Source organism: Neotamlana laminarinivorans, assembly GCF_020523925.1.
In the GTDB taxonomy this organism is placed as follows: Bacteria; Bacteroidota; Bacteroidia; order Flavobacteriales; family Flavobacteriaceae; genus Neotamlana; species Neotamlana laminarinivorans.
Window position 1 is genome coordinate 125,247 of sequence record NZ_JAJAPW010000001.1, and the last position, 25,743, is coordinate 150,989.

27 protein-coding genes are annotated in these 25,743 nt (G+C 32.2%); 10 read left to right on the top strand and 17 right to left on the bottom strand.

All coding sequences use genetic code 11. The features are described from left to right. The first annotated feature begins 2 nt into the window (after window positions 1-2). Genes pxpB through LG649_RS00565 form a run of 3 tightly spaced genes read left to right on the top strand, consistent with a single transcriptional unit; the run spans window position 3 to window position 2,359 of the window. Entirely contained in the window at window positions 3-734 is a 732-nt protein-coding gene (pxpB, locus tag LG649_RS00555; protein WP_226539767.1) for a 5-oxoprolinase subunit PxpB, read from the top strand. Beyond that, entirely contained in the window at window positions 727-1,575 is an 849-nt protein-coding gene (locus LG649_RS00560) for a 5-oxoprolinase subunit C family protein (RefSeq protein ID WP_226539769.1), read from the top strand. Before pxpB ends, LG649_RS00560 begins: the two co-directional genes overlap by 8 nt. Before the next feature lie 40 nt (window positions 1,576-1,615). Next, on the top strand, window positions 1,616-2,359 hold the full coding sequence (locus LG649_RS00565) for a DUF6503 family protein (protein ID WP_226539771.1): 744 nt from the start codon (window positions 1,616-1,618) through the stop codon (window positions 2,357-2,359). Here LG649_RS00565 and deoD read toward each other — a convergent pair. The 4 genes from deoD to clpB all read right to left on the bottom strand — a co-directional run bounded on the left by deoD (window position 2,356) and on the right by clpB (window position 7,510). Continuing rightward, a complete protein-coding gene (gene deoD / locus LG649_RS00570; RefSeq protein ID WP_226539773.1) occupies window positions 2,356-3,054 on the bottom strand; it encodes a purine-nucleoside phosphorylase in 699 nt (232 codons plus the stop codon). The two genes, LG649_RS00565 and deoD, sit on opposite strands and share 4 nt — an antisense overlap. Before the next feature lie 3 nt (window positions 3,055-3,057). Then, on the bottom strand, window positions 3,058-3,720 hold the full coding sequence (gene deoC, locus LG649_RS00575) for a deoxyribose-phosphate aldolase (RefSeq protein WP_226539775.1): 663 nt from the start codon (window positions 3,718-3,720) through the stop codon (window positions 3,058-3,060). Between the two features lie 93 nt (window positions 3,721-3,813). Beyond that, a complete protein-coding gene (gene deoC, locus LG649_RS00580) occupies window positions 3,814-4,572 on the bottom strand; it encodes a deoxyribose-phosphate aldolase (protein WP_226539777.1) in 759 nt (252 codons plus the stop codon). A gap of 331 nt (window positions 4,573-4,903) precedes the next feature. Further along, window positions 4,904-7,510: an ATP-dependent chaperone ClpB gene (gene clpB, locus LG649_RS00585; RefSeq protein ID WP_226539779.1), complete on the bottom strand. Its 2,607-nt coding sequence runs from the start codon at window positions 7,508-7,510 to the stop codon at window positions 4,904-4,906. 157 nt (window positions 7,511-7,667) lie between these two features. Here clpB and ytxJ point away from each other — a divergent pair, with 157 nt between their 5' ends. Then, window positions 7,668-8,057 carry a bacillithiol system redox-active protein YtxJ gene (gene ytxJ / locus LG649_RS00590; protein WP_226539781.1) on the top strand — a complete coding sequence of 130 codons (390 nt, stop codon included), beginning with the start codon at window positions 7,668-7,670 and terminating at the stop codon, window positions 8,055-8,057. A gap of 5 nt (window positions 8,058-8,062) precedes the next feature. Then, window positions 8,063-8,458, top strand: a complete 396-nt coding sequence (locus LG649_RS00595) for a gamma-glutamylcyclotransferase family protein (RefSeq protein WP_226539783.1) — start codon at window positions 8,063-8,065, stop codon at window positions 8,456-8,458. A 6-nt stretch (window positions 8,459-8,464) separates the two neighbouring features. Here the strand turns inward: LG649_RS00595 and LG649_RS00600 are convergent, their stop codons facing one another. Next, window positions 8,465-9,553 carry a heparan-alpha-glucosaminide N-acetyltransferase domain-containing protein gene (locus LG649_RS00600; RefSeq protein WP_226539784.1) on the bottom strand — a complete coding sequence of 363 codons (1,089 nt, stop codon included), beginning with the start codon at window positions 9,551-9,553 and terminating at the stop codon, window positions 8,465-8,467. A 95-nt stretch (window positions 9,554-9,648) separates the two neighbouring features. Between LG649_RS00600 and LG649_RS00605 the strand changes: the two genes are divergently transcribed. Continuing rightward, entirely contained in the window at window positions 9,649-11,004 is a 1,356-nt protein-coding gene (locus LG649_RS00605) for an alanine/glycine:cation symporter family protein (protein WP_226539786.1), read from the top strand. A 181-nt stretch (window positions 11,005-11,185) separates the two neighbouring features. Next, on the top strand, window positions 11,186-13,093 hold the full coding sequence (gene acs / locus LG649_RS00610; RefSeq protein WP_226539788.1) for an acetate--CoA ligase: 1,908 nt from the start codon (window positions 11,186-11,188) through the stop codon (window positions 13,091-13,093). Here the strand turns inward: acs and LG649_RS00615 are convergent, their stop codons facing one another. The 7 genes from LG649_RS00615 to LG649_RS00645 all read right to left on the bottom strand — a co-directional run bounded on the left by LG649_RS00615 (window position 13,094) and on the right by LG649_RS00645 (window position 20,062). Next, window positions 13,094-13,753 (bottom strand): 3'-5' exonuclease, encoded by a 660-nt coding sequence (locus LG649_RS00615; RefSeq protein WP_226539790.1) that lies wholly within the window; start codon window positions 13,751-13,753, stop codon window positions 13,094-13,096. It abuts the gene before it with no gap. 9 nt (window positions 13,754-13,762) lie between these two features. Then, entirely contained in the window at window positions 13,763-15,667 is a 1,905-nt protein-coding gene (locus LG649_RS00620) for a DUF294 nucleotidyltransferase-like domain-containing protein (protein ID WP_226539792.1), read from the bottom strand. A 24-nt stretch (window positions 15,668-15,691) separates the two neighbouring features. Further along, on the bottom strand, window positions 15,692-16,306 hold the full coding sequence (locus LG649_RS00625; protein ID WP_226539794.1) for a fumarylacetoacetate hydrolase family protein: 615 nt from the start codon (window positions 16,304-16,306) through the stop codon (window positions 15,692-15,694). A 54-nt stretch (window positions 16,307-16,360) separates the two neighbouring features. Further along, window positions 16,361-17,566, bottom strand: a complete 1,206-nt coding sequence (locus tag LG649_RS00630; protein WP_226539796.1) for a multidrug effflux MFS transporter — start codon at window positions 17,564-17,566, stop codon at window positions 16,361-16,363. A gap of 77 nt (window positions 17,567-17,643) precedes the next feature. After that, entirely contained in the window at window positions 17,644-18,318 is a 675-nt protein-coding gene (locus LG649_RS00635) for a PrsW family intramembrane metalloprotease (protein ID WP_226539798.1), read from the bottom strand. Beyond that, window positions 18,319-18,876, bottom strand: coding sequence for an NUDIX hydrolase (locus LG649_RS00640; RefSeq protein WP_226539806.1), 558 nt, complete (start codon window positions 18,874-18,876; stop codon window positions 18,319-18,321). It abuts the gene before it with no gap. A 97-nt stretch (window positions 18,877-18,973) separates the two neighbouring features. Beyond that, the gene (locus LG649_RS00645) at window positions 18,974-20,062 is read right to left on the bottom strand and encodes a M42 family metallopeptidase (protein ID WP_226539808.1); all 1,089 of its coding nucleotides are present in this window, start codon (window positions 20,060-20,062) and stop codon (window positions 18,974-18,976) included. Between the two features lie 102 nt (window positions 20,063-20,164). Between LG649_RS00645 and LG649_RS00650 the strand changes: the two genes are divergently transcribed. From LG649_RS00650 to LG649_RS00660, 3 genes are read left to right on the top strand one after another with little or no spacing between them, the layout of a single operon-like run. Next, the gene (locus tag LG649_RS00650) at window positions 20,165-20,848 is read left to right on the top strand and encodes a DUF4294 domain-containing protein (RefSeq protein ID WP_226539809.1); all 684 of its coding nucleotides are present in this window, start codon (window positions 20,165-20,167) and stop codon (window positions 20,846-20,848) included. Beyond that, window positions 20,848-21,474, top strand: a complete 627-nt coding sequence (gene trhA, locus LG649_RS00655; RefSeq protein ID WP_226539810.1) for a PAQR family membrane homeostasis protein TrhA — start codon at window positions 20,848-20,850, stop codon at window positions 21,472-21,474. Before LG649_RS00650 ends, trhA begins: the two co-directional genes overlap by 1 nt. Before the next feature lies 1 nt (window position 21,475). Next, on the top strand, window positions 21,476-21,970 hold the full coding sequence (locus tag LG649_RS00660) for a GNAT family N-acetyltransferase (RefSeq protein WP_226539812.1): 495 nt from the start codon (window positions 21,476-21,478) through the stop codon (window positions 21,968-21,970). Between the two features lie 3 nt (window positions 21,971-21,973). Here the strand turns inward: LG649_RS00660 and LG649_RS00665 are convergent, their stop codons facing one another. The 5 genes from LG649_RS00665 to mog are packed head-to-tail and all read right to left on the bottom strand — an operon-like array spanning window position 21,974 to window position 25,709. Continuing rightward, a complete protein-coding gene (locus LG649_RS00665; RefSeq protein WP_226539814.1) occupies window positions 21,974-22,411 on the bottom strand; it encodes a hypothetical protein in 438 nt (145 codons plus the stop codon). Next, the gene (locus LG649_RS00670) at window positions 22,401-23,729 is read right to left on the bottom strand and encodes an ABC transporter permease (protein WP_226539815.1); all 1,329 of its coding nucleotides are present in this window, start codon (window positions 23,727-23,729) and stop codon (window positions 22,401-22,403) included. The genes LG649_RS00665 and LG649_RS00670 overlap by 11 nt, the downstream gene beginning before the upstream one ends. Next, entirely contained in the window at window positions 23,726-24,355 is a 630-nt protein-coding gene (locus tag LG649_RS00675; RefSeq protein WP_226539817.1) for an ATP-binding cassette domain-containing protein, read from the bottom strand. The genes LG649_RS00670 and LG649_RS00675 overlap by 4 nt, the downstream gene beginning before the upstream one ends. A gap of 37 nt (window positions 24,356-24,392) precedes the next feature. Further along, window positions 24,393-25,298: a GTP-binding protein gene (locus LG649_RS00680; protein WP_226539826.1), complete on the bottom strand. Its 906-nt coding sequence runs from the start codon at window positions 25,296-25,298 to the stop codon at window positions 24,393-24,395. A 3-nt stretch (window positions 25,299-25,301) separates the two neighbouring features. Then, window positions 25,302-25,709, bottom strand: a complete 408-nt coding sequence (gene mog, locus LG649_RS00685; protein WP_226541076.1) for a molybdopterin adenylyltransferase — start codon at window positions 25,707-25,709, stop codon at window positions 25,302-25,304. Window positions 25,710-25,743: the final 34 nt, after the last annotated feature.

Consider the following 25,743-nt stretch of genomic DNA (forward strand, 5'->3'; position numbering starts at 1 on the left):
TTATGAGTTATAATTTAACATATAAGCAATTTAATGAACGTTCCATTTTAATTGAATGGCCTAAAACCATTGATGAAGATATTTTAAATGATGTTTTACAATTTAAAGCGAAAATAAAAGCTTTAGAAATGTTTGAAATTACGGTGATAAAACACGCGTATCAATCATTATTAATTCAGTTTAAAAATAACATTACAGATGTTGAAAGTTTAATAACTACGCTTAAAAGTATTTATCAATCTCAAACAGAAATCATATCATTTCAAAATAAAATTTGGAAAATACCTGTGTGTTACGATCCGTTTTTTGGTATAGATTTAGCAAATTTAGCAAACAAAAAAGGTCTATCTATTGAAACGGTAATTGAAAAGCATTCGCAAGTTACTTACAAAGTCTATTTTATTGGTTTTTTACCAGGGTTTTTATATTTAGGCGGATTAGACAATGCTTTAGAAACACCACGAAAAGCGACACCACGTTTACAAATAGAAAAAGGATCTGTTGCTATTGGCGGAAATCAAACTGGAATTTACCCAAGCAATAGCCCTGGCGGTTGGAATATTATTGGGCAAACGCCTATTAATTTTTTTAACGTTAATAAAAGTGAGCCTTGTTTTGCTAGAGCAGGAGATGGTATAAAGTTTATCCCGGTTTCTAAAAAAGAGTTTTTAGATATTAAAACTTTAGTTGAACACGATGTTTATATTATAGAAAGCGAGGTGATTAATGATTAAAGTAATAAATAGAGGTTTATATAGCACTGTGCAAGACTTTGGTCGTGAAAACTACCAAGACTTTGGTGTGCCATTTTCTGGAGTTATGGACAGAAAAGCAGCCGCTTTTGCTAATGCAATTTTAGGCAATAAACCTAATACAGCTGTTTTAGAAATGACCATGCTAGGAGCAAAACTTCTGTTTACTAAACCAACTTTAATCGCTATTTCTGGTGCAAACATGTCGCCTAAGTTAAATAACAAAGCCATTACTATAAATAAGGCTGTTGCTGTAAATTCAGGAGATATTTTGTCTTTTGGTAAACTACAAAAGGGGTTTAGGTGTTATTTAGCAGTTTTAGGCGGAATAAAATCTGATAAAGTATTGGGAAGTCAATCGATGTATTCTGGTATCACAAAAACATATGTTTTAGAAAATAATGATGAAATAGAGTTTGATGATTTAAACACGAACTTTAAACCTGCATTCGCTTCCATTAGGTTTAATGATGCCTATCTAGAAAAAAACAATATAAACGTGTTTAAAGGTCCCGAGTTTAATTTACTAACCAAGGAACAGCAAGGTCAATTATTATCACAAGAATTTAGTATTTCAAAAGATAATAACCGTATGGCATATCAATTAAACGAAGTTCTTCCCAATAATTTAAAACCCATTATAACATCGTTGGTTTTACCAGGTACGGTGCAATTAACACCAGCAGGAAAACTCATTATTTTAATGCGCGATTGCCAAACTACAGGTGGTTATCCCAGAGTTTTACAGCTTAGCGAAGCTTCAATTAATGTTTTATCTCAGAAATTTACGCATCAAAAAATTACTTTCAACTTAAAATATTAGGTTACATCATTTTTTCCGACTTTAAAATAAACGAACCATCATGCCTTACAAAAATATCATCATATTAATTTTTACATGTTTAGCTTTTAGTTGTAAAACGGAACAACCTAATGCTAACGAAATTATAAATACATCAATTTTAAAATCTGGAGGTGAAACACTTAAAAACGCGGTTCTAGACTTCGATTTTAGAGACAAACATTACAAAGCAAAACGGGCAGGAGGTAAGTTTGAGTTTCAGCGTGTTTTTAGCGATTCTATAGGTGTCGTGAAGGATGTTTTAAACAACTCTAGTTTTAAAAGATATATTAATGATACTTTAGTTGATGTTGATAAAAAGAAGGCCGATGCTTATACAAGCTCTGTGAATTCTGTACATTATTTTTCGGTGTTGCCTTATGGTTTAAATGATAAGGCTGTGAATAAAACGTTTTTAGCTGAAGTTGAAGTTAAAGGTAAAACTTACTATAAAATAAAAGTAACATTTAATGAAGAAGGCGGTGGTGAAGATTTTGATGATGAATTTATTTATTGGATAAATAAGAACACATTTTTTGTTGATTATTTAGCCTATTCGTACGCTGAAGCTACCGGAAGAGGTTATAGGTTTAGAGAGGCTTATAACGAACGGTTTTTAAATGGTGTAAGGATGGTAGATTACAATAATTACAAACCTAAAGAAAATGATATAACTCTAGGAAATTTAGACCTATTATTTGAAAAAGGTGAATTAACGTTGCTGTCTAAAATAGAGTTAGAAGCAGTTAAAGTATCTCCAATTTAAGCAAGCTCCAAAGCAATTTCAATCATATTCTTAAAGGTTGTTTCTCGTTCTTTACTCGTGGTTTTTTCTCCTGTAACTAAAGAATCTGAAATGGTTAAAATAGCAAGCGCATTAGCGTTATGTTTTGCTGCTACTGTGTATAAACCAGCAGCTTCCATTTCTACACAAAGTACACCAAATTCAGCCCATTTTTTGTACGAATTAAAATCGTCTGCATAAAATTCATCCGATGATAATACATTACCAGCTTTAAAAACTATTTTTTTAGTATTAGCTGCATCTATGGCTTTTTTAAATAAATTAAAGCTTGCTGTTGGTGCGTAGTTTGCACCAGTAAAGCGTAAGTTATTTATACCAGAGTTAGATGAAGCCGACATTGCTATAACAATATCTCGAACTTTTACATCTTTTCTATAAGAACCCGCACTGCCTACACGTATTAAATTTTTTACTCCAAACTCAGTTATAAGTTCATTAGCATAAATAGAAATTGATGGAATACCCATACCAGTACCCATAACAGAAATAGTTTTTTCGTTATAAGTACCTGTGTAACCAAACATATTTCTAACTGTATTAAAGCATACAGGGTTATCTAAATATGTTTCAGCAATCCACTTTGCTCTTAGTGGGTCGCCTGGTAATAAAATGGTTTCTGCAATATCGCCTTTTACAGCGTCAATGTGTATACTCATATTTTAATAGTTAGAGTTTGATGTTTCTCCAGATATAATAGCAATACCAGAGGATGTGCCTAAACGTTCTGCCCCTAAATTAATGAATGCCACAGCGGTTTCAGCATTTTTTATACCTCCAGAAGCTTTTACTTTAGCTTTATTTCCAGTAATTTGTTTCATTAATTTTACATGATGTAAAGTTGCTCCGGCCGTACCAAATCCGGTAGAAGTTTTAATAAAATCTGCTCCATTATTGATAGAAATTTCGCTGGCTTGTATAATTTCAGAGTCAGTTAAATAACAAGTCTCTAAAATAACTTTTAAAATGGTATTAGGCATTATTGTTTTTACGGCTTTAATATCTTGGGCAACAGCATCAAAATCGTTGCTTTTAATTAAACCTATATTTATAACCATGTCAATTTCATCTGCCCCGTTTTTAATAGCGTCTTTAGTTTCTTCAACTTTTGCATGAGTGCTCATAGCTCCTAAAGGAAAACCTATAACGCTACAAACCTTAACATTAGTATTTTCAAGCTGTTTTTTGGCTAATTGTACATAACAGCTATTTACACATACCGAGAAAAACTGATGTGTTTTTGCTTCGTTGCATAGTGTTATTATGTCTTCTTTGGTTGCTGTTGGTTTTAGTAAGGTGTGATCTATAAATTTATTTAAATCCATTTATAAAAAATTAAGGGAATAATATTTATTAAAAAGAAAGTATTCTTTCAAAAATAAATATTATTCCCTTAAAAATATAAATAAGGTGTAAATTTAATTATTTAGTTCGGTGGTTTTAGAGGTGATAATATCGGTATTACTATTTGGATTATCTTTTTTCTCTAAATTCTCAATATACTGCTTAAAAATTTTAGAATTTCTGGCTTGTTGTGTTTTGTTTACTTGCATTACATTAGCGTTTGTGCCAACCAAATCTGCACCCATTTCAATATATTTTAAAATAGTTTCGTAATCATCTATACCATCAGAAGCAATAATTTTAATTCTGTTTTTAACCGTTTTTTTAATAATTTTTACAGCTGTAAGTGTTGCTCCTCCTTTAGCAAATCCACTAGAGGTTTTTATAAAATCTACTTGAGCATCCATGCATATTTCGCATACCTTAATAATTTCATTTTTTGTTAATTCTGAAATTTCAATTGTTGCTTTTAAAGGTACATCTCCAATGGCACGTTTAACTTCAAAAATATCTTTTAAAACCGAAACGTAATTTCTACTTTTTAGATAGCCTAAATTAATAGCCATATCGATTTCGTTGGCACCATCATTTATAGCGGTTTTGGCTTCAAAAATTTTAGTTTTGGTATCGGCAAATCCAAAAGGAAAACCAACAGTAGCACAAATTTTAATTTCGCTTCCTGCTAATAATTGTTTTGCTAAAGGAACATAACAGCTATTTAATGTTACAGCGTAGTTCCCATTTTTTTTGGCATTATAGCAATGGTCTATAATTTCGTGTTCGGTAGTTGAGGGCGCTACAATTGAGTAATCAATAAAATGTGATATATTCATTCGTTCGTTTTAGGGTTAATTATGTAATAAATAACTTTCAAGAGAAGTAGGGTTCTTGTAAGTTATCTTACGGCTAATGTATAAATAAAAACTAACCGTTTATCGAGGAATACTTTGTTTTTTGTTAACAAGAGATTGTTGATTTTTATTATAAACCTCATGTTTTTTTATACAATAAAATAAATGTTAAAAATCCAGTAATGTAAGGTGTTGTCTATCAGAGTCGAGGATTTTGTGTTAAAAAACTAGCCTGGTTTAAGTTGTTAAATCAGGCTAGTTTTTATTGTTATTTTATGTTAATTTTAGCTATGTATTTCATCGAAAAAATGTGCTAAAATTCTTCTTTTACTAATTCTCCTTGATTACGAAACACTAATTTTTCATCAAAAGCATCTAATAAAATAATACTATCTGTGGTTACTTTACCAGCTAAAATTTCTTTACTTAAAGCGTTTAAAACTTCTTTTTGTATGATTCGTTTTACTGGTCTTGCTCCATACTCTGGATTGTATCCTTTTTTAGCTAAATATTGAATAGCTTCTTGAGTGGCATCAAAAGTAATACCTTGTTTGGCAATCATTTTTGTAATAGCTTTAAGCTGAAGCCCCACAATATCTACAATGTTTTCTTTAGATAGAGGTGTGAACATTACAGTGTCGTCTATACGGTTTAAAAACTCGGGGCGAACACTTTGTTTTAACAACCCTAAAACATCTACTTTTGCGGCTTCTATTGCCGAATCAATATCTTTTGTAGCCTCAAATCGCTCTTGTATTATATGGCTTCCCATATTTGAAGTCATGATAATAATAGTGTTTTTAAAATCGGCAATTCTGCCTTTATTATCTGTTAAATGGCCTTCGTCTAAAACTTGTAAAAGGATATTAAATGTATCTGGGTGTGCTTTTTCAATTTCATCTAAAAGTACAACAGAATAAGGTTTACGTCTAACAGCTTCGGTTAATTGTCCGCCTTCATCGTAACCAACATATCCTGGAGGTGCTCCAACCAAACGGCTTACAGCATGACGCTCTTGGTATTCGCTCATATCTATTCTAGTCATTGCATTTTCGTCATCAAATAAATATTCTGCGAGAGCCTTGGCAAGTTCGGTTTTACCAACACCCGTAGTACCAAGAAATAAAAATGTTCCTATAGGTTTTTGCGGATTTTGTAATCCGGCACGACTACGGCGCACAGCATCACTTACAGCTTCTATAGCTTCTTCTTGGCCAACAACACGTTTGTGTAACTCATCTTCTAATTTTAAAAGTTTTTCACGCTCGCTTTGTATCATTTTTGTAACAGGAATTCCTGTCCACTTCGCTACAACTTCGGCAATATCTTCATAAGTAACTTCTTCTTTAATTAAGGAGTTTTCAGATTGTGCTTGTAATTGTTTTTGGTACGTTTCAAGAGCTTCTTGGGCTTCTTTAATTTTGCCATAGCGTAATTCTGCTACTTTGCCATAATTACCTTCACGTTCGGCGCGTTCGGCTTCTAGTTTGTAGTTTTCAATATCTTGTTTTGTATTTTGGATATTATCTACAACTTCTTTTTCGCTTTTCCATTTGGCATTAATTTCGTTGCGAGCTTCTTTAAGGTTTGCTAAATCGCTTCTCAAAGATTTTAATTTAGTTTCATCCTTCTCTCGTTTAATGGCTTCAATTTCAATTTCTAACTGCATAATTTTTCTGTCCATCACATCTAATTCTTCTGGTTTAGAATTGATTTCCATACGCAATTTTGAAGCTGCTTCATCCATTAAATCAATAGCCTTGTCTGGTAAATATCTATTGGTTATGTACCGTGTAGATAGCTCTACTGCACCAATAATTGCCTCGTCTTTTATACGAACTTTATGGTGTGTTTCGTACTTTTCTTTAATACCTCTTAAAATAGAAATTGCACTTTCTGTATCTGGCTCGTCTACCATTACTTTTTGGAAACGACGCTCTAGTGCTTTATCTTTTTCAAAGTATTTTTGATACTCATCAAGGGTTGTTGCACCAATAGCTCTTAATTCACCACGTGCTAAAGCGGGTTTTAAAATATTTGCAGCATCCATGGCGCCTTGGCCACCACCAGCACCAACAAGTGTGTGAATTTCATCTATAAATAGAACAATATCGCCTTCGCTTGTTGTTACTTCTTTTATAACGGCTTTTAAGCGTTCTTCAAATTCACCTTTATATTTTGCACCAGCGATAAGAGCACCCATATCTAGGGCGAAAATTTGCTTATCCTTTAGGTTTTCTGGAATATCGCCATCTATAATTCTATGTGCTAAACCTTCAGCAATGGCTGTTTTACCAGTACCAGGTTCGCCAACCAAAATAGGATTGTTTTTGGTACGACGAGATAAAATTTGAAGAATTCTACGAATTTCCTCATCTCGACCAATAACTGGGTCTAGTTTTCCATCTTTAGCCAATTGGTTTAAGTTTTTGGCATATTTGTTAAGCGAATTATAGGTGTCTTCTTGACTTTGAGAGGTTACGTTTTCGCCTTGTCTTAATTCTTCAATTGCTGCATTTAAAGTTGAGGTAGTAACACCTTGATCTTTTAGCATTTGAGCAATTTTACTTTTAGATTTAAAAATAGCTAAAATTAAATGTTCTATAGATACAAAGTCATCTTTTTTGTTTTTTGCAATAATTGAAGCCTCATTTAATGTTTTTCCGGCTTCTCTCGATAGCATTAAGTCTGTTCCAGATACTTTTGCAAAACTTTCTAGTTGTTTATCTAAAGCTTGTTTTAAAATACTAACGTTTACATTTAGTTTTTTAAGTATAAATGGAAGAACGTTTTCATCTACTTCAAAAATTCCTTTGAAAAGATGTTCGTTATCTATTTGTTGATGGCCAAAACTTTGCGCTATTTGTTGCGCTTGTTGTATGGCTTCTTGCGATTTTATTGTATAATTATTAAAGTTCATAGCTTAAATTTGTTTTTCTTTACATTGGGTAATAGTCAATAATCTTACCAATACAATTTAAAAGACAAAATGTCGGTTTTTTACTTGTTTTAAATGACTTTTAGTCAGTGTGTAAGTAAAGTTAATAAAGTCGACTTAACAATAAAATTAAAATATAATGGGAATTTTTAAAAATATATTTGGAGGCTCAGGTGAGCCTAAAGAAGAGAAAACTTTGCCTTGGATTGCTTTGAATAGTATTGAGCAACTTAGTGATATAGAAGTTAAATCGAAAACAAAACCTCAATTAATATTTAAACATTCTACACGATGCGGAATTAGTAGAATGGTAATGAATCAATTTATTGATGCTTATAATTTTAGTGAAGATGACTTTGATTTATATTATCTTGATTTGCTTAATTATAGAGAAGTATCGAACGAGGTAGGTTATAAATTTCAAGTATTACACCAATCGCCACAATTGTTAGTTATAAAAAACGGAACTGTAATGGTACATGAATCTCATGGAGCTATAAATGGTATAGATCTTAAAACTTATGCTTAACAGGTGTGAAAACGTCGTACTTATTTGTTTACGGAACACTGCTTGACCAGTTAGAAAATAACATGTCTGTTTTCTTAAGAGCCAATTCAAAAATTATTGGTAAAGGCTATTTTTATGGAAAAGTTTATAAAATATCTTGGTATCCAGGGGCTATATTGTCAAATTTAAATACAGATAAAGTATATGGTACTTTGGTGCAACTAAATACTCCAGAGAACGCTTTACCTATTTTAGATGATTATGAAGGTTTTGTGCCAAATAACCCAAATAATAGTTTGTTTTTAAGAAAGCAGATTGGCGTTTATTTAAATGATATTGTTTATAAAGCGTGGGTTTATATTTATAATAAACCAGTTAACGAAGAAAACAGGATTTTTTCTGGAAATTTTTTAAAACAATAATTGTATTTAATTTTTAATTTTTGTTACCATTTTATTTATCATTTTATAAATAAATGTATTTGTTTTTACGTAGTAAAATGCTATGAAACAAACGGTAACAATAAATATTAATGCGCCAAAAATAGCTTCAACCGGATCAAGGCTTTTGTATAAATAGCGTTTTAAGCCATACCCCGTAAAACTTCCATAAAGTAGAATAAAGTGTATTACGTAAATTGATAATGTTTTTTTGCCAATGTTGGTAATTAAAGATTGTTTTAAAAAATGCTCACAAGCATAAAAAAAACCAAATAAAACAAAAACATTTCCAAGTCTAGAAAATAAATAATTATAGTTAGCACTTTTAACAAAAAGTTCTACTCCTGTAATTTCGCCAAATACGGTTAATATAAATGTTGAAAGGTAAATAAGGCTTAAACCACAAATAAAAAAGGTTAAAACAGTAAGTAGTTTAAATTTATTTTTATGAGCGTGGTTAAAAAACACTAAGGATAGAAAGGCTCCAAACGCAGTATAACCAAACCAAGGTAACATTGTAAAAACCGATCCGTTTGCTTTTGATAGGTAGTTAGAGAAAAATAAAGGCACATTGGGTAATGCTAAATTTCTATAAAGTGGTTCTGTTACAAAAATTAATGTTCCTATAAGTAATAAAGTAATGGCATAAAAAATTTGATGTTTTTTTAGTAGCATATGCAAAAAAACCAATATAATTAATGATAGCCCAATGCATTGTAATACATCAATTACTAAAACATAAGTATTAAAATTACCACTTAACCATCCTAAAATATTTATTCTTAAACTGTAGCCTATTACAATTAGAAGTAAACCTCTAAAAAGCCCTTTTTTAATTCGTGGTTTATCATCACCTTTTTGGTGAGCTTTTAATAATAAATAGGCAAAAACTAAACCAGAAATAGTAAAAAATACAGGTGCCGTAATACCTCTAAAATAACTCCAAGTATTAAAATAAATATTGTTTGTATTTCTGTATATAGGGCTTAAAAGTGTGTCTATAAAATGTCCTTGTAGCATCATAAGGATAGCAAATGCACGAACGGCATCAATAAAATATAAACGGGTGGCTTGCAATGTAAGTTAGTTTGTTGGCGATAAATATACTTTTTAAAATTTAAAAACTTTATATTGCTAGAACAAATTACCTTTATTTTTTTAAAAATTTATACATGGATGAAATCATTAAAGTTTTTTCTAATTACGCCTGGGGGTTACCATTGGTTATTTTACTAATTGGTGGAGGCTTATATTTAATAATTCGTTCTAAATTTTTACCATTTCGTTATTTAGGTCATGCTATACAGGTTTTACTGGGTAAATATGATAATCCTGATGATGTTGGGGAAATAAGTCATTTTAAAGCCTTAACTACAGCATTATCTTCAACCATTGGTATGGGGAATATTGCTGGTGTAGCTGTTGCTATATCAGTAGGAGGGCCTGGGGCTATGTTTTGGATGTGGGTTAGTGCTATTGTTGGAATGTCTACTAAATTTTTTACGTGTTCTTTGGCTGTAATGTATAGAGGTAAAGATTCCGAAGGTAATATTCAAGGTGGCCCTATGTACTTTATAACCGAGGGTTTAGGCAAAAACTGGAAGCCTTTAGCAGTTATGTTTAGTGTGTTCGGAATGGTTGGTGCCTTACCAGTTGTAAATGTAAACCAATTAACACAGGCAATAAACGATATTGTTTTAACTCCAAATGGATTTGAAGTTGGGCTTAAATCAAACCTTATTTTAGCCTTAATATTAGTAGCGTTTACTTCATTAATTATATTGGGTGGTTTAAAGCGAATTAGTAATGCGGCTTCTAAAATGGTGCCAAGCATGGTGTTGCTTTACTTTGTATTAGTATTATTTATTTTAATATCTAATTATCAAGTTATTCCTAAATATTTTATAATGATTTTTGAAAATGCATTTTCTGGAAAAAATTATAATGATGAAGCTTTTTATGGAGGTGTTTTAGGCGGATTAATTTTGTTAGGTGTTCGCAGAGGAGCTTTCTCAAACGAAGCCGGTATAGGTACAGCACCATTAGTACACGGTGCAGCTAAAACTAACGAACCCATTCGAGAGGGGTTAGTAGCTATGCTAGGTCCTGCTATAGATACTCTAATAGTTTGTACCTTAACAGCATTAGCTATTTTAGTAACAGGAGTTTGGGAAACTACCGAGAGTAACGGAGTAAGTTTAACTGCTAACGCATTTGAGCACGCTATTCCTTTTTACGGAAAGTATTTACTCATGGTTTGTGTTTTGGTGTTTAGTATATCATCTTTATTTTCTTATGCCTATTATGGGGCGAAATGTTTGTCTTTCTTAATAGGAGCGAACAAAAAACATTTTTATAATTACATTTATATTTTAAGTATAATTTTAGCTGCAACAACACCATTTACCACCATGTTAAATTTAATTGATGGTGTTTTTGCCCTTATGGCTATACCAACAATGATAGCTACTATAATTTTAGCACCTAAAGTTATTATTGAATTCAAAAAATATATTGCTAAACTTTAAGTATTTCTAATTATTATGATGTTAAAAAAAACATATAGTTAGTAATCTGTTTAAATTTTATAAATAAAATAATTAACTTAAAGTTTCATTTTCGTCGCAGATATTATGTTGTCGGTAGAAAATGTTTAACAAAAGCACATTATTTTTTAACTTTAAAACAACAATTAAAACTAAATAATACATGAGTAATTACCACATAAAACACTTAGAAGAATACTATCAAGTTTATAGAAAATCTGTAAGAAATCCAGAAGTTTTCTGGGAAGAAATAGCCGAAGAACATTTTATGTGGCGTAAAAAATGGGACAACGTTTTAAGTTGGGATTTTACAAAACCAGAAGTAAAATGGTTTGAAGGTGCACAATTAAACATTACCGAAAACTGCATCGATAGGCATTTGTACACGCGTGGCGATAAAACCGCTATAATTTTTGAGCCTAACGATCCAAAAGAATCAGCCGAACATATTACGTATAAACAACTTCACGACCGTGTTTGTCGTTTTGCCAATGTGTTAAAAGAAAAAGGTATTAAAAAAGGCGACCGTGTTTGTATTTATTTACCAATGATTCCAGAATTGGCTATTTCGGTTTTAGCTTGTGCTAGAATTGGGGCCATACACTCAGTTGTTTTTGCAGGATTTTCAGCATCGGCTTTAGCCACCAGAATAAAAGATTCTGAATGTAAAATGGTAATAACTAGTGATGGTTCGTTTAGAGGTTCAAAAACCATCGATTTAAAAGGGATTGTAGATGAGGCATTAGATGAATGTGATACCGTTCAAAATGTACTAGTAGCCAATAGAATTGATTCAAAAATTAAAATGAAAGAGGGTCGCGATTATTGGTTAGAGCCTTTGTTAGATGTAGCAAGTACAGATTGTGAGCCAGAAATAATGAATGCTGAAGATCCGTTATTTATTCTTTATACTTCGGGTTCTACAGGAAAGCCAAAAGGAATGGTTCATACTACCGCGGGCTACATGGTTTACACTGCATATACGTTTAAAAACGTGTTTCAGTACCGAGAAAAAGATGTGTATTGGTGTACTGCCGATATAGGGTGGATTACCGGGCATAGTTACATAGTTTACGGCCCATTGTGTAACGGAGCTACAACAATTATGTTTGAAGGTGTACCGAGTTATCCAGATTTTGGTCGTTTTTGGGAAATTGTAGAAAAACATAAAGTCAATCAGTTTTATACAGCGCCTACTGCTATTCGAGCTTTAGCAAAAGAAGGTGTAGACCATTTAGAGAAACACGATTTATCATCGCTTAAAGTTCTAGGAACTGTTGGCGAACCTATAAATGAAGAAGCGTGGCACTGGTATGATGATAATGTAGGTAAAAAGAAAGCTCCAATTGTTGACACTTGGTGGCAAACTGAAACAGGAGGTATCATGATTACACCAATTGCTTTTGCAACACCAACAAAACCAACTTATGCGACCTTGCCATTTATTGGAATTCAACCTGCTTTAATGGACGAAAACGGAAAAGAAATAAAAGGAAACCAAGTAGATGGTCGTTTATGTATAAAATTTCCTTGGCCTAGTATGGCACGAACTATTTGGGGAAATCATCAGCGTTATAAAGATACTTATTTTGCAGCGTTTGAAAATAAATATTTTACAGGTGATGGCGCTTTACGCGATGAGGTTGGTTATTACAGAATTACAGGTAGAGTAGACGATGTTATTATTGTTTCTGGCCATAACTTAGGAACTGCACCTATTGAAGATGCTATTAACGAACATCCTGCAGTTGCAGAAAGTGCTATTGTTGGTTTTCCGCACGATATAAAAGGAAATGCATTGTATGGTTATGTAACTTTAAAAGAAACTGGCGAAAGCAGAAACCATGATAATTTACGTAAAGAAATTAACCAATTAATTACCGAACAAGTTGGCCCAATTGCTAAATTAGATAAAATTCAGTTTACTGCTGGTTTACCTAAAACGCGTAGTGGAAAAATTATGCGTCGTATTTTAAGAAAAATTGCCTGTAAAGATACCAGTAATCTTGGTGATACAAGTACTTTGCTAAATCCAGAAATTGTAAAAGGTATTATGGACGAGGTTTTGTAATTATTTAAGCAAATAATCCCACTCCAAATTTTTTCGTTTATCTAAGCGCGATAAAATTTTTAAGAAAATAATAGCAGTAATAAGCGCATCGCCAGTGGCGGTGTGCCTATCTGTTTTTGGTACATTTAATTCTTCACACAAATCATCTAAACTATAATGTTCTTTTAAATTTTCTCTGTAAATAATGTGTTTCGATTTGTTGTAAAGGTGTCCAGTATCAATAAACTTATTTTTTAGTTTACCCAAATTATGTCTTAAAAGCATTTCATTTACCATATTTTTATCAAAACCAGCATGATGGGCTACTAAATCAGAATCTTTTATATAAGCTAAAAATTTTTTAATTGCTTCAATTTCAGATATTTTTTCTAATGATCCATGTTTTAGAATACCATGAATTTTAACAGTTTCTGGTTTAAAAATATCTTGTTCTATATAAAGTTCTAGGCTTTGGTTTACTTGAATTGTTTTTTTTGTGATTGAAACAGCTCCAATAGATAATATACGATCTTCTTTTCTGTCGAATCCGGTAGTTTCGGTATCAAAGGCAACAAAACGAGTTTCTTTAATAATTGTTCGCTTTTTAGATTTGAAGTGGTTAAGATACTCTAACCAAAAATCGGGATAATTTTTTTTCTTGCTTTTAAACCAGTTCAACATATGGTGTGCTTATAAATCAAATTTATACTTTAGTGTTTCTTGTATTTCGTTTATAGGTTTGAAACAGCGGCGTAATTTTAATTTTTCTTCTTTTGTTAAGCTTTCTAGGGCTATAAATTTACCTGAATTTTTATGAAGAAGCCCTTGCTTAGCTTTAAATTTTGAAAGCGCCTTAAATGCATAAGCACAAGAGTTGTATAATGCTTTGTTTTCAGGCTCGAGTTCGGCCATTTTTTCATAGCGTTCTGCGGTATTGTTAATACCTTTAATTTTGTTTATTAATACCAGCAATCTTGCAGAATCTATTAAAGGCATTAAAGCTCTGTTTTTTATGTTAAACAAATCTTTTTGTTCTCCATTTTGTTCAACAACAAATTTTTTGAAAAACCCAACAGGCGAAGGACTTTTAATAGCATCTCGACCTAAAAATTTAAAAAATTGAGAAGTATTATCAATAGTATTAAAAATGGTTTCCGTTAAATTTTCAACCAAGTACTTGTTACCATAAATATAGTTGTAATCGAAAAATATAGAAGATAACAAAACGGCTTTTTCATCGGGTTGAAGAATCCAGTTTTTAAATTGAGTCTGCCATTCACTCGCAGATTTACACCATTCTGGATTACTAGCCATCATATCGGCTTCACAATATTCAAAACCTATTTTATGTAGTCTTTCTGTAATTCTTTTAGAGAGTTCTAAAAAGTAGTTTTTAGTGTCTTCATATTTATCAGTATCAACATCTTCAAAAATAAGCGCATTATCTTGGTCTGTAAATAATAATTGCTCGTGTCTGCCTTGACTTCCTAAGGCTAACCAAGCAAAGGAGGTTGGTGGAGGTGTAGGCATTCTGTTTACAGCAATTTCAACAACTTTAAAACTTATGGCGTCGTTAATTTGCGCCATAATTTTAACAATATGCGATAACGGAATATTTTGTTCTAGGTAACTTTTAAGTAAGGTGTTGGCCTTTAGGCGTGCAGTTCTAAGTTTTTTTGTGCGGTTTGCACGTTTTATTTCTTTTAATATAACACTAGGGCTGTTTCCTAAAGCAACTAAAATGTCGTGATGGGTTAATATTCCAATTATTTTGGTATTGGTTGTGCCATCGTGAGTTATACACAAGTGGCCAATGCTATTTTTTATCATTTGTAATTGAGCATCGGCAATTGTTAGCCCTTTTTTTCCAGTAAATACGGGACTAGACATTATGTTTGTTACCTCGGTTTCAATAGGGAATTTACCCGTTGCAATTTTATTTTTAATATCACTATTTGTAATTATACCTAATGGTTTTTTTTGGTCATCTACAACAATAATACAGCCTATTTTTAAGGTACTCATTTTTATGGCAGCATCTCTTAAAGAGGTTTTTGCATTGCAGGTAACTGGATTTTTTGTGTAATCTGCTGTTTGGAAATTAGCAACATCGTTTGCAGTATTAGGTAAATAATCTACAAATACTTTAGAGTTTTCTTCAGTGGTATATGGGTCGTAAGCGTTTGTTGCAAAAGCGGTTACTAAATATTTGCTTACTTGAGAGTTGTTGTAGGTAATGGATTGAAAAAGATCGATAGGTATGCCATAAACAATAGATTCCTCGTTGGCGGTAGCCGTATGTTTGTAATTTTCTTTAGCAATTAAAGGTCTTACACCAAAAACATCGCCAACATCGTTAATGTTTAGGTTTTTATCTGAGTCATTTAATGTGTAGTGTAAGTTTATAGCCCCATCTCTAACAATAAAAAAATGATGATTAAAACTATCGTCTTGATTGTAGACCGTGTCGCCCTTTTCAAGGTATACAATGTTTACTTCTTTGGCAATTTGTAATAAATCTTGAGAAGAAATCATGTTAAAAGGAGGATACCTATTTAAGAAATCGGCGACACGTTCTGCAATGGAATTTTTCATTTAATAATAGTTAGTAAAAGACTTTTAAACTAATTTGAAATCTAGTAATAACTCACCTTCAATTGAAGCTTGTAAGTGATCGCCTTTTACATTTAAGCCTACACCTGAAGCTGGAGTTCCAGTAAAAATTAAATCACCAGGTTCTAGAGTCATATATTCAGAAACAAAAGCAATAATTTCACTAAAATTGTAAATCATTAAATCGGTGTTACCAATTTGTCTATCTTCACCATTAATTTTTAAGCTAAAGTTAATGTTGTTTAAATCCGGAAAATCGCTAATAGGTTTAAAATTTGAAATTGGCGAAGCGCCATCAAACCCTTTTGCTAAAGCCCAAGGGCCTTTTTTTTCTCTACTTTTAGCTAAAACATCTTTAGCTGTAAAATCTATACCAACAGCAATTTCAGAAATGTAAGATTCAGCATCTTCTAATGCAATGTTTTTTCCTTGTTTACCAATTTTTGCAACAAGCTCTACTTCATAAGCAAGTTGTTCTGTAATTGCAGGAAAAGTAATGTTGTTGTTATTGGTAACTATTGTAGAATTTGCTTTAATAAATATGGTTTGAAAACCTGTTTTTATGGCTTCAATTTCCGATTTATCGTTTACGTAGTTTTTACCAATTCCTATTAATTTCATTTTATTTTTAGTTTATAAATTAGGCTATAAAAATACTAAATATAACCACATAATTTATGCATTTTGTAAGGCTCTTTTTCGTTTTAAAATTAAAAAAACGGTCAGAGATAAAATGCCAAAAAATGAAAACCCAATAAATAAAGGTAAAACCGAAGTGTTTACGTAAGTGCCAATAAAATTTGCAATGGGAACAGCCAAAACAGTAGATAGAAATCCGTTTATTGCAGCACCTATACCAGCAATATGACCAAGAGGTTGCATAGCTAAAGCACGTAAATTTCCAAACAGAAAGCCAACAGCAAAAAATTGCATGGCAAAAAATGGAACTAAAATATAAATACTAGGGTTTTGTCCACTTGAAAATAATACTACAAATAAAAGTGATATAAAGGCATAAGCTATACAAGAGTTAAATGCTATGTTAAACATACCAAACCTTTCTACAAGACGGCTATTTAAAAAAGTAGCGAAACCAATTGATATAGCCAAACTTGCAAATATGTATGGAAATAATTCTTCTAATTTATACTGAACTTGAAAAATTTGTTGCGATGTACTTAAATACACCATAAACGAACCAGTTATAAAACCAGATATAAAGGTGTAAGCAACAGCATCTTTACTTTTAAAAAATTCTTTTGTACCATCTATAAACAAATGTGATGAGAATTTTATTCGATTTTCTTTAGCTAGTGTTTCGGGTTGCCTAAAATAAAACCAAAGCATAATAATAAGGCCAAATGCTAGATTGAAATAAAATATTGCCTGCCAATTAAAGGCATGAAATAATAATTGTCCTAAAGTTGGAGCAATAACCGGTACTAGTAAAAAGAACATAACAATTATTGAAATGATTTTAGCCATATAATCGCCCTCAAATTGGTCGCGAACCATAGAAATACTTATTGTCCTTGCTGAAGACAAGCCAAAACCTTGTAAGGCCCTACCAAAAATCATTACCGTAAAACTTTCGGTGGTTAAGCAAATTATGCTAGCAATTATAAAAATTAAGAAACCCGCATAAACAATGGGTTTACGCCCAAAACTATCCGATAAAGGTCCCAGAACTAATTGTCCGCAACCAATACCCAAAAAAATCATGGTGATTAGTAATTGGTTTTTACTTGGGTCGAACGAGTTAAGTGTTTTTCCAATTTCTGGTATAGCAGGTAATAAGGCATCTATTGAAAGTGCTACAATAGACATGAGTGATGCCATAAGTGCTACAAATTCAAACTTAAATTCTTGTGGTTTTTGCATGTTGTAAAATTACAGTAATTAATCTGTGGGTATTGCTTTTAATAGTTAATTAACAAAATGATATTATGCAATGTTTTTTAAGATTTAAATACGGAGTTGTTTTGGTGTCGTTTAATAGCTTTTCTAGATAAAACTAACCCAATAAAAAGCGATATAAAAGCTCCAATCCAGATTCCCGGAATAAAATCTATAAATAAAAAGAAATCGTATGCGCCATGAAAAATTATTGCTAATAACAAACCAGACAGGTTTAATATAATTCTATTTTTAGAGAATTTAGCTTTTCCCATAAAATACCCCATTAAAACCCCAAATGTAGCATGGGCTGGTACTGCGGTAAAAGCTCTTAAAATGGCTGTTTGGTAGCCGTTTTCAATAACATAAAATATATTTTCGGTGGCAGCAAAACCCATAGATACCATTACAGCATAAACAATGCCATCAAAAGGTTCGTTAAAATCTCTTTTTTTCTGAGCGTAGTATCGTACAATAATATACTTACTGAACTCTTCGGTTAAACCAACAACTAAGAAGGCTTTAACAAATTGCTGAATTACACTTAATGCATTAGTTAATGGTAAAAATATATCGAAAAAATAGTAAAGTATACTAGTTATAATTATGCTTACAATGGCACCAAGCATAAAGCAAATAGCTAACAGTTTTTTAGGTTCTTTTTCGTATAAATCGCGAGTGTAAATGTATATAATTATTATAAAAATAGGCGCTACGGCCAAAAGTAGTAATGTCATTTATTGTAATGATTCTTTTATTTTTTCAAGCACAATTTGGTAGTATGCTTTATTGCTAGGTATTAAATGGTTACTGTTGTTAGTTTCTATAGTGTTTATTAAATCTTCAAAGTTGTTTAATTGTATTAATTTTAATGCTTCAACTTCTTCTTCCTGAGGAGTTAATTGAGAAATAGGTACTTTTAATTCTGCTATAAATGTGTTGTGAAACTCGTTATCAGTAATTCCATTAATGTAAGACTGGAAACATTTAAAAACACCTATTTTTTTTAATTCTTTTTCTTTAATTGTTAAACCAATTTCTTCAAAGGTTTCTCTAACACAAGCTTGCTCTGGGGTTTCACCAGCATCAATATGCCCTGCTACAGAAACGTCCCAAAGTAACGGACAAATAAGTTTTTTTGAAGAGCGTTGCGATAATAAAATGTCTCCATTTTTAGTGTAAAGCCACAAGTGAGCTGTATTGTGTAATAAACCTTTACTATGTATAACAGATTTTAATGCGGTCTCACCTGTTGGTATACCTTTGTTATCAACAATATCTATAAGTTCGTCCATAAGTTTTTTTAAAGCAAAGCGAAGAATTTTTCGATATTAGAAAGATTCTTCGCTTGGTATTAAATTAAAAAGATTACCGCTTTCGCGGAAATTTATGCTATTCGAAATAACTAAACGTATCGCCATCATTGATTTTTAATAACGATTCGTAAATTAGTTTAATTACATTTTCTACATCTTCGCGATGCACCATTTCTACAGTGGTGTGCATGTAGCGTAGAGGTAAAGATATTAATGCAGAAGCTACGCCACCGTTACTATAAGCAAAGGCATCAGTGTCGGTTCCCGTAGCTCTAGATAATGCAGAACGTTGAAACGGAATTTTTTTAGCTTCTGCAGTATCAATAATTAAGTCACGTAATTTTTGTTGTACCGCAGGAGCATAAGCTACAACCGGCCCTTTGCCAAGTTCTAAATGGCCTTCTTTTTTCATTTCAATCATTGGTGTAGTGGTGTCGTGCGTTACATCGGTAACTATAGCCACATTAGGTTTAATGGTTTGCGTAATCATTTCTGCACCACGTAAACCAATTTCTTCCTGTACCGAATTAGTAATGTATAGCCCAAAAGGTAATTCTTTTTTATTTTCTTTAAGCAATCGAGCTACTTCAGCAATCATAAAGCCACCCATGCGGTTATCAATGGCCCTACATACAAATTTATTATCATTTAAAATATGAAATTCATCTGGATAGGTAATCACACAACCCACGTGTACGCCTAGTTTTTCAACTTCTTCTTTATCTTTACAACCACAATCTATAAAAATATTGTCTGGTTTTGGAGCTTCTTCTTTGGCGCGATTTCTGGTGTGTATTGCAGGCCATCCAAAAACACCTTTTACAATACCTTTTTTAGTATGTATGTTAACTACTTTACTTGGTGCAATTTGATGATCGCTACCTCCGTTTCTAATAACGTAAATTAATCCATTATCCGAAATATAATTTACATACCAAGAAATTTCGTCGGCATGTCCTTCAATAACTACTTTATATTTAGCGTCTGGATTAATTACACCAACAGCAGTTCCGTAGGTGTCAGTTATAAAATCATCGACGTATGGTTTCAGGTAATCCATCCATATTTCTTGGCCTTTCCATTCGTAACCAGTTGGTGATGCGTTATTTAGGTATTTTTCTAAAAACTCTATTGATTTTGTATTAAGAATACTGTTTTCTGACATAAGAATAAATTTTCCACTAAAATAATAATATAAAAAGAAATACTGTTTTAAATGCTGTAAATTAGTAATTTTGAAATGCAAATTGATTATGCTTTTTCTGTTATGAACAATTTAAAATTTATATTACTATTATGTCCTTTTTTTGTGTTTGCTCAAATCAATGAAGTTGAGCAGGATACAATTAAGGATAGGTATATAATTATTGAAGGAGATTCTATTCATAAGACCGCGATTGATTTGGGAGAGGTTAGGCTATTACACAAATTACGATTTAATAGCAGAGAAGAACGGATACAATATTTAATTTTACGACGAAAAACACTTAAAGTGTATCCTTATGCAAAATTAGCTGCTGAACGTTTAGATTCTATGAATACACGTTTAGCGCAAATTACAAGAACAAGAGAAAAAAAGCGATACACAAAACGTGTGCAAAAATATATAGAGAGTGAGTTTTCTGAAGAATTAAAAAAGTTTTCAAGAACAGAAGGGCAAATATTAGTAAAATTAATTCATAGGCAAACAGGAAAAACTGCTTTCGATTTGGTTTCTGATTTGCGAAGTGGTTGGCGAGCATTTTGGTACAATACAACGGCTAGTATGTTCGATATTTCATTGAAAAAAGAATTTGATCCAGAGCATGAAAAAGAAGATTATTTTATTGAAGATATCTTGCAACGTAATTTTCAAAGCGGCCGATTAGAACGCCAAAAGTCAGCTTTAAAATTCGATTTTTACGATTTAACTAATAAATGGATTTATAATAAAGAAAACGCGAAATATTAATGCGTATACAATCGCCTTTTGAAGAAAAATTAAACACATTTTCTCACGCCGTTGGAGCTCTATTTGGCGTAATTGCTCTGGTTTTATTAATACAGCGAGATATAAATAAACCATTTTGGAGCTTGTTTAGTGTTGTGGTTTATGGGGGGTCTATAGTAATTCTTTTTACGGCTTCCACCTGTTATCACGCTATTGTAAGCGAAAAGCGTAAACATTATTTTAGAATTCTAGATCACATAAGTATTTACTTTTTAATAGCTGGAACTTACACGCCGGTTTGCCTAATTGCATTATCCGAAAGTAAAGGTTGGTTATTATTTTATTTGGTTTGGGCTATAGCTGCCTTTGGTGTTATTCTAAAACTGTTTTTTACAGGAAAGTTTGAAGTGTTTTCAACGCTTTTGTATTTGGTAATGGGGTGGCTTGTGGTTTTTGATTTTTCTGCATTATCTCAACAAATTGGAGATAACGGAATTTGGTTTTTATTTGCCGGAGGTATTGCTTACACAGGCGGTATTGTGTTTTATGCCATTGATAAAATACCATTTAATCATGTAATTTGGCATGTGTTTGTTTTGGCAGGTGCTGTATTTCATTTTATTATGACTTATTTTTATATTCTTTAAAATGATTGAATTTTTTAAAGCAGAAAGTATAAGTGATTTTGAAACGATTGAAATTTTAGCAAAAACCATTTGGCAAGCACATTATACACCAATAATAGGCGAACAGCAAGTAGCGTATATGTTGAAGAAGTATCAATCTGCTGAAGCTGTACAAATGCAGATAGAATCTGGTTATATTTATTTTATAATAAAGTGGGCTAATGAAGCCTTAGGATATTTGGCCATAAAGCCAGAAAAAGACTCACTTTTTTTAAGCAAACTATATATTTTAAAACGCTTTCGCGGAAAAGGTTTTGGTAAGGAAGCTATCGCTTTTGTTGAAGCAGAAGCACTAAAAATGGGGCTTTTAAAAATTAGACTAACAGTAAATAAGTATAATAGCCAATCAATAAAAGCTTATGAAAACATAGGATTCATAACTACTAAAAAATTACTAATAGATATAGGCAACGGTTTTGTAATGGACGATTACGAAATGGTAAAAACGCTTGCTTAATTTTTAATCGAGAAGTTTAACTTCACATTCACTTAAAATATAATTAAAGTGCTCTACATCGTCTGCGTTTAATGTTAATTTACCAGTTACAGAAACAATATCGTCGGTTTTTAAATCTTGTCGGTCTTCAAATTGCATTTCTATAGCTGTTTCCGGACCGCCAACACCACAGAAAAAACAAGACGACATTGGGCCTTTGGATAGCATGTACAATTTATCCTTTGGAGAAATATGTAAAAAGTAGCCTGTAATTGTAATACGTTTTCCTTCTAAAGCCTTTATAGATTCAGAAAATTCTGGAACTAAAAACACGTCATCGTAAATTGGGAAAAACTTCTCTACAAATTTTACTTCCGATAAATCTTCCCAAGTAATTAGTTTTTGACCAAAAGAAGTTGCAGATGTTATTAAAAATAAGGCTATTATTATTTTATTTTTCATTGCTTAAAATAGTTGAAATATTCATTTTTAAAATTGGGTAAATCGCCAAAGCAATGGACAAAGTTACCATTATAAAAACTAATATTGCAACTTGCATGCCATCTTCAAAGGTTAAAGTTTTAATAATATTTTGTTTAAAACCTAATCGAGCTGTTTTTAAAACTAGGGTTAAACCAACCTTTACAAACAAGAAACCTGCTAAAAAAGCAATTATTGCAACAGTAAAACCTTCGTAAGCAATCATTTTAATTAATTGCAAGTTACTTGCGCCGTAAGTTCTTAAAATGGCTAAATCGAAAGCGCGTTCTTTTACCATTTTATACAGATTTACAAAAATGGTAATTCCAGAAATAATAAGTATTAAATAGGCTATCCAAGTAATGGTTTTAAACCCAATGCTTGTAAATTCGTATAATCTGTCTAACTCATATTTAGGAATTGCCGCTTGTAAATTACTGCTTTCGTTTACTTTTCTTGGAAAATTTAAAAGTGCTACTGGGCTTCTAAATTGTACTAACAGCGAGGTGATTTCTTTGTCTTCCTCATGATGATTTTCGTGCTCGTGATGAGCTTCATCCGTAGTTTCATGATCGTGTTCATCGTGCTCGTCGTGTTCATGATGCTCATTATCATGTTCATGTACTTCATGAGTTTCAGAGTCGTTATGTTCCGCTTCATGCGAGTTAGTGTGTTCTTCGTCATCATGATCATGAACATCCCAAACCGTTTCTAAATTGGTTACAATTAAACGATCTATTACTTTTTGCGTGGGTTTTAAAATACCAACAACAATTAACTCATCGTCATGTACATCAATAGCATTATCCACCAAACCGTGCGAACTTTTAAAAGTGTCGCCTAGTTTTAAATTTAGGTTTTTGGCTAAAGTTGCGCCAATAACAACTTGCGAAGATTTTTCTGTAAACTTACCTTCGGCTAATTCAGCGTTATAAAAATTATAGAATTCATCGGTCGTACCAACGATCCGATAGCCTTTGTAATTATCGCCGTAAGAAATAGGAACTGCCGTTTTAATTAATCGGTTTTTTGCTAATTTTTTAGCTTCAGCGTAATTTATATTTCCCGTAGGATTATCTAAATGAAGAATAGAAGCTAAAACGAGTTGCAACGGACTTCCTTTTGCGCCTATTACCAAATCTATATCACCTAAATTATTTTCCATTTGGTATTCAAATGAAGATTTTATTTGCTGAATACCCAACAATAAAGTGATACTCAATGCTAAAATAACTATACTTAAAACCGTGTAGAACGATTTCGACTTTAGGTTTTTTATGCTAATTTTCCAGATGTTCATAGCGTCATGGTATTTTCAAAAAAGGACTTTATGCGCTGGTCGTGTGTAATTACAATTAAATGCGCCTTGTTTTTTTCGGCTTGCTGTTTTAACAAGTTAATTACAGCCTCACAGTTTTCATCATCTAAACTCGATGTGGGCTCATCGGCTAAAATGACTTGTGGATTGTGCACTACAGAAAGCGCAATGCCTAAACGTTGCAGTTGGCCTTCGCTTATCTGGTTTATTTTGTTGTTTTTACAAGTGGTTAAATTAAGTTGCTCTAAAAGGTCGTTTAGTTTGTTTTGATTTTCTTTTTTATTGCTGAAGAATAAGCGGGCTTGTAAATTCTCTATAACGCTTAACGATTGTATGGCGTGTTTTTGCTGAAATACTAAACCAACATTTTTACCTCTAAATTTATCAAGTTTACTACTCGATAATGTGTTAATATTGGTGTTGTTTATAGTAAGATTTCCGGTTTCTGGTTTTAATAAACCTGCTAAAAGATGCAAAAGCGTGGTTTTACCAATACCCGATTTTCCTAGAATTAAAAGATGTTCGTTTTCTTTTAAATGAATATCAGGAAAGCCAATAGTGGTTTTCTGGTTTTTATATTTAAACGTAAGATTTTGGGTTTGTATCATTGTTAATTCAAAAAAATCTTTAAAACTAAATAAGGTATTATTTTATTACATTTAATTGAGACGTAATCGCCTCATTTAAAACTTCTGGCTTACTGCCAGGACCAATAGTTAGTAATTTTGCGCCTGTAATAGGAACACCTTTAAACGGACGGATATTAACAGAACCATCGGGTTTGCGCTCAAAATAAGTGTAGTTATTTTTATTAGCAAGCTTTGTACAACCTTTAACACGTAAAATACTTTTTGGCAAGTGGTCGCATATGTTTTTTATAATTTGCTCCGAAGGCAAGTTAGGTAAATCTACAGAACAAGATGCCCAATGTGCTTTTAAATGATCTAGTTTTTCGGCATTGTTTTTAGATGGTAATAATTCGGGCAATAACAACACATCTAAGGCATTAAAATCTATAATTTGCGCAGATGGATTTAGCTGTTTTAAATCTTGAATAACGGTGTTTTTTCGGTGTGCATTAACCTGATCTAAATGTGTTAAAACTAGGAGGGAAGACACTTGAATTTGATTTGCTTCTAATTCGTTATGCTCGCCTCGTTTTTGCCAGTTATTTACATCGACCACAGAGAGTTGAATGGGTGGTAAAAAGCGTTCGTTTAGCCCAACGCCTAAAAATTCCATAAGCGAACACGCATCTGATGTGCCGTTAGCTTCAATTAATGTAACCCCATTTTTGCGTTCAGGAATTCGATTTACAGTATCGCGCAGCTCTACAATGCCACTGCAACAAATACAGCTTCCGCTTAAAGGTTTTATAGAGTTTAAGTTAAGCTGTTCTCTAAACTGTTGTACATCCATATTGGCGTTTTCGTAATCGTTTAAAATTACAAAAGGTTGCCAGTTTTTAGCTTGAAAATTTTCAATTAAATACTTTAAAAGAGTGGTTTTACCAGCTCCTAAAAATCCAACTATGGTAATTACAGCTTCCATGGTTTATTTGTTTTTAGGTCTAAACGGTTTAATAACGTTTTCGTTACACTCTAAATAAGGCCCTTGCATAAGGTCGATGCAATAAGGCACTGCAGGAAAAACAGCATCTAAACATTCTCGAATAGATTTTGGTTTACCGGGTAAATTTATAATTAAACTGCTGCCTCTAAGTCCAGCAGTTTGCCTAGATAAAATAGCCGTTGGCACATATTTTAAAGATTCGGCGCGCATAAGCTCACCAAAACCAGGCATCATACGGTCGCAAACAGCTTCGGTGGCTTCAGGAGTTACGTCGCGTTTTGCGGGTCCTGTGCCGCCTGTGGTTACCACTAAACAACAATTTTCGTTATCAACCATATCAATAATGGTTTGCTCAATAACATCTTGTTCATCTGGAATAATTTTATAAATGGGTTGTCAGTTTGAAGTTAAATAATCGTTTAGC

What these genes read in the sequence shown, in the direction of transcription:
- clpB (WP_226539779.1), bottom strand. Translation starts at nt 7,510, where the DNA reads ATGAACTTTAATAATTATACAATAAAATCGCAAGAAGCCATACAACAA.
- LG649_RS00620 (WP_226539792.1), bottom strand. Translation starts at nt 15,667, where the DNA reads ATGAAAAATTCCATTGCAGAACGTGTCGCCGATTTCTTAAATAGGTAT.
- acs (WP_226539788.1), top strand. Translation starts at nt 11,186, where the DNA reads ATGAGTAATTACCACATAAAACACTTAGAAGAATACTATCAAGTTTAT.
- LG649_RS00645 (WP_226539808.1), bottom strand. Translation starts at nt 20,062, where the DNA reads ATGTCAGAAAACAGTATTCTTAATACAAAATCAATAGAGTTTTTAGAA.
- LG649_RS00635 (WP_226539798.1), bottom strand. Translation starts at nt 18,318, where the DNA reads ATGACATTACTACTTTTGGCCGTAGCGCCTATTTTTATAATAATTATA.
- pxpB (WP_226539767.1), top strand. Translation starts at nt 3, where the DNA reads ATGAGTTATAATTTAACATATAAGCAATTTAATGAACGTTCCATTTTA.
- LG649_RS00660 (WP_226539812.1), top strand. Translation starts at nt 21,476, where the DNA reads ATGATTGAATTTTTTAAAGCAGAAAGTATAAGTGATTTTGAAACGATT.
- LG649_RS00680 (WP_226539826.1), bottom strand. Translation starts at nt 25,298, where the DNA reads ATGGAAGCTGTAATTACCATAGTTGGATTTTTAGGAGCTGGTAAAACC.
- LG649_RS00650 (WP_226539809.1), top strand. Translation starts at nt 20,165, where the DNA reads ATGAACAATTTAAAATTTATATTACTATTATGTCCTTTTTTTGTGTTT.
- LG649_RS00605 (WP_226539786.1), top strand. Translation starts at nt 9,649, where the DNA reads ATGGATGAAATCATTAAAGTTTTTTCTAATTACGCCTGGGGGTTACCA.
- LG649_RS00630 (WP_226539796.1), bottom strand. Translation starts at nt 17,566, where the DNA reads ATGCAAAAACCACAAGAATTTAAGTTTGAATTTGTAGCACTTATGGCA.
- LG649_RS00665 (WP_226539814.1), bottom strand. Translation starts at nt 22,411, where the DNA reads ATGAAAAATAAAATAATAATAGCCTTATTTTTAATAACATCTGCAACT.
- deoC (WP_226539775.1), bottom strand. Translation starts at nt 3,720, where the DNA reads ATGGATTTAAATAAATTTATAGATCACACCTTACTAAAACCAACAGCA.
- LG649_RS00560 (WP_226539769.1), top strand. Translation starts at nt 727, where the DNA reads ATGATTAAAGTAATAAATAGAGGTTTATATAGCACTGTGCAAGACTTT.
- ytxJ (WP_226539781.1), top strand. Translation starts at nt 7,668, where the DNA reads ATGGGAATTTTTAAAAATATATTTGGAGGCTCAGGTGAGCCTAAAGAA.
- deoC (WP_226539777.1), bottom strand. Translation starts at nt 4,572, where the DNA reads ATGAATATATCACATTTTATTGATTACTCAATTGTAGCGCCCTCAACT.
- LG649_RS00675 (WP_226539817.1), bottom strand. Translation starts at nt 24,355, where the DNA reads ATGATACAAACCCAAAATCTTACGTTTAAATATAAAAACCAGAAAACC.
- LG649_RS00625 (WP_226539794.1), bottom strand. Translation starts at nt 16,306, where the DNA reads ATGAAATTAATAGGAATTGGTAAAAACTACGTAAACGATAAATCGGAA.
- LG649_RS00565 (WP_226539771.1), top strand. Translation starts at nt 1,616, where the DNA reads ATGCCTTACAAAAATATCATCATATTAATTTTTACATGTTTAGCTTTT.
- LG649_RS00640 (WP_226539806.1), bottom strand. Translation starts at nt 18,876, where the DNA reads ATGGACGAACTTATAGATATTGTTGATAACAAAGGTATACCAACAGGT.
- deoD (WP_226539773.1), bottom strand. Translation starts at nt 3,054, where the DNA reads ATGAGTATACACATTGACGCTGTAAAAGGCGATATTGCAGAAACCATT.
- LG649_RS00670 (WP_226539815.1), bottom strand. Translation starts at nt 23,729, where the DNA reads ATGAACATCTGGAAAATTAGCATAAAAAACCTAAAGTCGAAATCGTTC.
- LG649_RS00615 (WP_226539790.1), bottom strand. Translation starts at nt 13,753, where the DNA reads ATGTTGAACTGGTTTAAAAGCAAGAAAAAAAATTATCCCGATTTTTGG.
- trhA (WP_226539810.1), top strand. Translation starts at nt 20,848, where the DNA reads ATGCGTATACAATCGCCTTTTGAAGAAAAATTAAACACATTTTCTCAC.